This is a genomic window from Mycobacterium sp. (assembly GCF_025965855.1).
Classification (GTDB): Bacteria; Actinomycetota; Actinomycetes; order Mycobacteriales; family Mycobacteriaceae; genus Mycobacterium.
The window spans coordinates 1-6,053 of sequence record NZ_JAOPWB010000216.1; the positions used below are offsets into that span (position 1 = coordinate 1).

Consider the following 6,053-nt stretch of genomic DNA (forward strand, 5'->3'; position numbering starts at 1 on the left):
TAACGGTGGCGCCGGTGCGCACGTAGTAGAAGGCGGTGCGCACCGACGATGCCGGGACTTGCGCCAACGCCGCCCAAGCCAGGCGGTAGACGGCGAGCTGTACGGCGGCCTGCCGCATGGCTTCCGCGCCGTGCGGGGGCTCACCGGTCTTCCAGTCCACGACGGTGGCGCCGCCGCCGGGGTCGGCGAACACCGCGTCGATGCGGCCGCGCACCACGGTGTCGCCGATCGGCATCTCGAACGGCACCTCGACCGCCACGGGCGTGCGGGCCGCCCACCGCGATTCGGCGAACGCCGCCTGCAGCGCCGTCAATCCCTGGGTGTCGCCGACACCGGAGTCCGCCGCGCCCGGCAGGTCACCGACGTCAAACAGCGAGTCGGCGCCGTAGAACTGCTGAACCCAGGCGTGAAAAGCGTTGCCGAGCAACGCGTGAGGGTCCGGGCGCGTGGGCAGCCGGTGGACCAACCGCTGCGCCGCGGCCACCGGGTCACGCGCCAGGTCCACCAGACCGCTGACCGAGACCTGGCTGGGCAGGGCGCGCGCGGGCGGGCGGGCCGACCGTGCCCGCTCGGCCAACAACGCGTCGACGTCCGCGGCCCACCCGTCGACGTCGGCGCCAGCCTCGTCCAGACCGCCCGACATGGCCTCGACCACCAGCGCGGCCCCGCCTTCGACAGCGCCGCGCCGCGCGGCCAACGGGTCGGCGGGCCACATCGCCTCGACGACGTTGTCGCGCATGGGGTTTCGTTCGCCGTCGGCGGGTGCGGGCGCCCAGTGTTCCACCACCCCACACGGATCGCCTTCGGCGGCCGAACGGTCGATGATGTCCTTGAGCTCGCACAGGAACTCCGACGGGCCCCGCGGTTTGATCCCGGTCGAGCCCCAATGATGACCGGACACCAGCAGGGTGTCCTCGGACCGGGTGATCGCGACGTACAGCAATCGGCGTTCCTCGTCGACGCGCCGTTGCTCGAGCTGAGTGCGGTGCTCAAAGATCGTGTCCGATAATTGCTTCCGATTGGTGACGGCTGACGTATCGAGCACCGGGATGCCCAGCGAGCCCGTCGAGGCGCGGTCGCCACGCAACAGCGGCGGCAGCTCGGCGGCGTCGGTGAGCCAGGTGCTGCGCGACGCGGTCGACGGAAAGATTCCGCCCGACAGGTGGGGTACCACGACGACTTGCCACTCCAGACCCTTCGCGGAGTGCACCGTGAGGACCTGGACCCGGTCCGGCGCGACCGTCGACGGGGCGGGCGGCAAACCGTTCTCCACTGTCTCGGCGACGTCCAGGTAGGCCAGCAGGCCGGCGACCGACGCCGTCACCGACGCGTCTGCGGTGACGCGTGTCTGTTCGGCGTAGCCGGCGACGACGTCGGCGAACGCGTCGAGGTGTTCGGCGCCGGTCCATCCAGCGCAGATCGCCGCGCCGGCGCGGACTTCGCAGTCGACACCCAGCGCGCGGCGCACCTCGGCGACCAGGTCGGGCAGGGAATGGCCGAGGTGTCCGCGCAGGGCGCGCAGTTCGGCGGCCAGCGCGGTGATGCGCCGATACCCCGTGACCGAGTACGCGCCGGCCGGGCCGGGATCGCTGATCGCGTCGGCCAGGCAGGCCGTATCGGGGTCGGGTCCGGCGGCCATCGCGATCGACTCGGGCGACGCCGTCCCGCCCGAGCGTTCCCCGGCCAGGGCCAGCGCGCGCTGCCACAGCTCGGCGATGTCCCGACCGCCGAGGCGCCATCGCGGGCCCGCCAGCACCCGCATCGCCGCCGCACCGGCCGTCGGGTCGGCCACCAGCCGCACCATGGCCACGACGTCGGCGACCTCGGGGATCGACAGCAGCCCGGCCAAACCCACCACCTCGACCGGGATTCCGCGCGCGCGAAGGGCGTCGGCGATGGGTGCGGCGTCGGCGTTGCGGCGCACCAGCACCGCGGCGGTCGGCGGGCCGGCGCCGTCGGCCTGGGCTTGCCGGTAGTGCGCGTGGAGCTGGTCGGCGATCCACTCGCGTTCGGCCCGCACGTCGGAAAGCAACGCGCAGCGGATGGTGCCGGGCGCGGCGTCCGGGCGCGGGCGCAGGGCGTGCACGGCGACCGACCGGCGCCGCGCCTCCGCCGAGATAGCGTTGGCCACCCGCAGGGCCCGCGGCGGGTTGCGCCAGCTGGTCCGCAGCTCCAGGGCCGGCGCCGGGGTGCCGTCGGCGCGGGGGAAGTCGGTGGTGAACCGCGGAAGATTGGTCGCCGAGGCGCCGCGCCAGCCGTAGATCGACTGAATCGGGTCGCCGACGGCCGTCAGCGCCAGCCCGTCGTCTCTGTCGTTGCGGCCGCCGCCGAACAGCGCCGACAGCGCGATCCGCTGGGCGTGCCCGGTGTCCTGGTACTCGTCGAGCAGCACCACCCGGTAGCGGTTCCGCAGCTCCTGACCGACCTGCGGGAAGGTCATCGCCAGTCGCGCCGCGGACGCCATCTGCATGCCGAAGTCCATCGCCTTCGCGGCGCGCATGCGCTCGTGCAGCGCGTCGAGGAGCGGCACCAGTTCGGCGCGCTCGGTCTGGGTGGTCAGCAGCCGCAGCAGCCACTGGCTGGGGCCGCGATCGCGCTGGTAGGGGCCCGCCGGCAGCGCGTGGATCAGCCGTTCCAGCTCGACGTGGGTATCGCGGAGCTGGCCGGTGTCCACCAGGTGCTCGGCCAGCTGCCCCCACAGCCGCAGCACCATCGAGGTGACCGCGGCCGGTGTCTTGTCGGTGCGCAGCTCCCCGGGGTACCCGCTGACCACATCGAAGGCCAGCTGCCACAGCTCGGTCTCGCCGAGCAGCCGGGTGTCCGGCTCGACCGGCAACAGCAGGCCGTGGTCGCGCAGCAGCGCGCCGGCGAAGGCGTGGTAGGTGCTGACCGCCGGGGCGCCCTCCGCTTCGAGGACGCCGGTGGTCGCGGCGAGGCCGATGCCGGCCAGCCGGGCCAGCCGGGACCGGACCCGGCGCAGCAGCTGGCCGGCCGCCTTGCGGGTGAACGTCAACCCGAGCACCTGGCCGGGTTCGGCGTAGCCGTTGGCGATGAGCCACACGACCCGCGCGGCCATCGTCTCGGTTTTACCGGCGCCCGCCCCCGCGATGACGACCAGCGGGCCCGGCGGGGCGGCGATGACGGCGGCCTGCTCGTCGGTGGGCGGGAAAAGCCCTAGCGCGCTGGCTAATTCGGCCGGGCTGTAGCGCGGGTTCACAGCGGTCCCGCCCCGTCGGTGTGGGCCGGGCAGCACCGCCGTATCGGGCAGTGTGTGCAACCGTCGTTGCGCCGGGCGATGAACTGCGGTCCGGCCGTCGCGTCGGCGGCCAGCCGGACGAGGTTGCGCCATTCCTGCCGGGCCGCCGTGGTCAGCGGATCCTGCTCCCGCACGGTGGCACCGGCGGCCCCCGTCTTGCCCACATAGACCAGCCGCGCACCGCCGGGCTCCGTGCCGGCAGCGATCATGCCGTCGGCGACCGCCAGCTGGTACATCGCCAGCTGTGCGTGTCGTTGCGCGTCGTCCTTGCTGACTGGGGTTTTGCCGGTCTTGATGTCGACGATCACGAGCCGTCCGGCCGCGTCGCGTTCCAGCCGGTCGACTCGCCCGCGCAGCCGAATTTGGCCGCCGTCATCGCGCGGTGTCCCAAGCGTTCCGTCGACGGCCACCTCGATGCCGACCTCGGTCAGTTCGCGCCGGGTCTGCGCCCGCCACTCGATGAATGCCTCGACCATTGCGCGGTGCCGGGCCAGCTCGTTGGCCGAATGCCACTGCGCATCGAAGGGCAGGTGCTTCCATGCCCGGTCCAGCTCGGCCAGCAGTTCCGATTCGGTTTTGGCCGGTTCGGCGATCAGCGCGTGCAGCACCGAGCCGATGGTGGACCGGAGATCCCGGGCGTCGGTTCCCCCGTGCCGTTCGGCCACCCAGCGCAGCGGGCAGTCGTTGAGCGTCTGCAGGGTCGACGGCGTCAGCGTGACGGGGTCGGCGCCGGCCCGCAGCGGTTCGGTGGTACTGACCGGGATCATGCCGTGCCACCCGGCCGGGTCGGCGCCGGGCACGCCCGCTTTGGCCAGCCGGGCCAGTTGCGTTGCCGCGCAACGACGAACGGCGTCGTCCACCGCGCCGTCGGGCGCGCACACGACACTGCGCAGCCGGCCCACGAGCGCCGCCGCGGACAACACGCGGGGCGCCGAGATCGGTTGCGCGTCAACGGGATCTTCATCGGCCCACTGCGCGATTTCGGAAAAGAAGACCGACGGCAGTGCGGCCTCCCCGTTCGCCCCGTCCGCGTCGCTGTCCACGGCCGTCACCAGCAGCCGGCGTCGGGCCCGGCCCATCGCCGCCACCAGCAACCTGCGCTCCTCGGCCAGCAGCGGTGCCCGCACCGAGGCGTCCTCGGTGACGCCGTCGAGCGCGTCGAGCAGCCGCTGGGTGTTCAGCACGCCACCGCGCGGAACGGTGTTGGGCCACAACCCTTCCTGCAGCCCGGCGATGATCACGAAGTCCCATTCGTGTCCCAGCGCGGCGTGGGCGCTGAGCACCCTGACCTGCTCTGCCTGCGACACCGGCTCGGGGTTGACGCCGGGCAGCTGCAGCGCCGCGACGTGCTCGACGAGCCCGCGCAGCGACGCGCCGGGCGTGCGGGACACATAGTGGTCGGCGATGTCGAACAGGGCGGTCGCGGCCTCCAGGTCCCTGGTGGCCTGGGCGCCGGCGGGTCCGCCACGCTCGCTTGCCGAGAGCCACCGCCGCTGCAGACCGGACCGATGCCAGGTGGCCCAAAGGGTGTAGCGCGGGTCTTGGCCCTCGCTGTGGCAGCGCGCTGCCGCGTCCAGCACCGCACGCACCCGCCGCAGCGCGCGGGATTGCGGTCCCTGCAACGGCGCGTCGGCGTGCAGGGCCTCTACGAGGAGGCCGCCGAAGTCGCCGGGCGCCCGATTGGCGTTGGCGCGCTGCAGCGTTCGGCGGAGCTGCCGCAGCGACACCGGGTCGACGCGGCCGATGGGACCGGTCAGCAACGCCAGCGCCTGTGCACCGCTTACTCCGTCCGCGGTGGCCGCCAGAACGGTGAGCAGCGTCCGCGCCGCGGGCTCGTCCGATAACGGTCCGCTTGACGGGGGGGCGGCCACCGGGACGCCGGCGGCGGCGAGCGCGCGCGGCAATCGCGCGCCGGCAAGTGGCACCGACCGGACGATGACGGCCATCTGCGACCAAGCAATCCCGTCGATCAACTGTGCGCGCCGCAACGCGTCGGCGATCAACGCCGCCTCGGCGTGCACCGACGCGGCCAGGCGCGCGGTGACGGATCCTTTATCGGCCCCGTCGGCGCCGGTGCCGTCGATCCGCCGGCCGGCGCTGCCCCCCGGGAGCCGGCGCGCGATGCCGGTGACGGCGCGCGCCACGGCGGGCGCGCAGCGATGGGATGCCGTGAGTGTCACCGACGGTGAATCGTCGGTGAGCAATCCGGACGCCTCGCCGCCCCGGAAGCCGAACACCGCCTGGTTGGGGTCACCGGCGACCAGCGTCACCTCCGTGCCCGCGGCCAGCACCCGAACCAGGCGGGCCGCCTGCGGGTCGAGCTGCTGGGCGTCGTCGATCAGAAGGACGCGCACCCGGGCGCGCTCGGCCGCCAGCAGTTCCGGATCGACCGCGAAGGCCTCCAGCGCGGCACCCACCAGTTCGGCGGCGCCGAGCGCCGGCGCCGTCGCCTGCGGCGCCGCCGTCCCGACCGCCGCCCGCAGCAACATGACCTGCTCGTACTGTCGCGCGAATTGGCCGGCGGCGGTCCATTCCGGACGGCGGCACCGACGGCCCAGGCGCTCCAGGTCCTGCGGGTCCACACCGCGTTCGGAGCAGCGCGCCAACAGGTTACGCAGCTCGGTGGCGAAGCCGGCGGTCGCCAGCGCTGGCCGCAGATGGGCCGGCCACGCGCTCGCCGCGCGCGGCCCGTCCTCGAGGTCACCGGCCAGCAGCTCGCGGACGATGGCGTCCTGCTCGGCGCTGGTGACCAGCCGCGGGGGCGCATCGCCGGCGCGCTCGGCGGCCCGCCGCAGGA

At 73.8% G+C, this 6,053-nt stretch carries 2 protein-coding genes; both read right to left on the reverse strand.

Going from position 1 to position 6,053, the window contains the following annotated elements:
• On the reverse strand, positions 1-3,217 hold a 3,217-nt coding region (locus JWP83_RS18355; RefSeq protein ID WP_297732673.1), incomplete at its 3' end, for an ATP-dependent DNA helicase.
• Positions 3,214-6,053 (reverse strand): ATP-dependent DNA helicase (locus JWP83_RS18360; protein WP_297732675.1); only part of this gene is annotated, 2,840 nt, incomplete at its 5' end. The genes JWP83_RS18355 and JWP83_RS18360, both read right to left, overlap by 4 nt.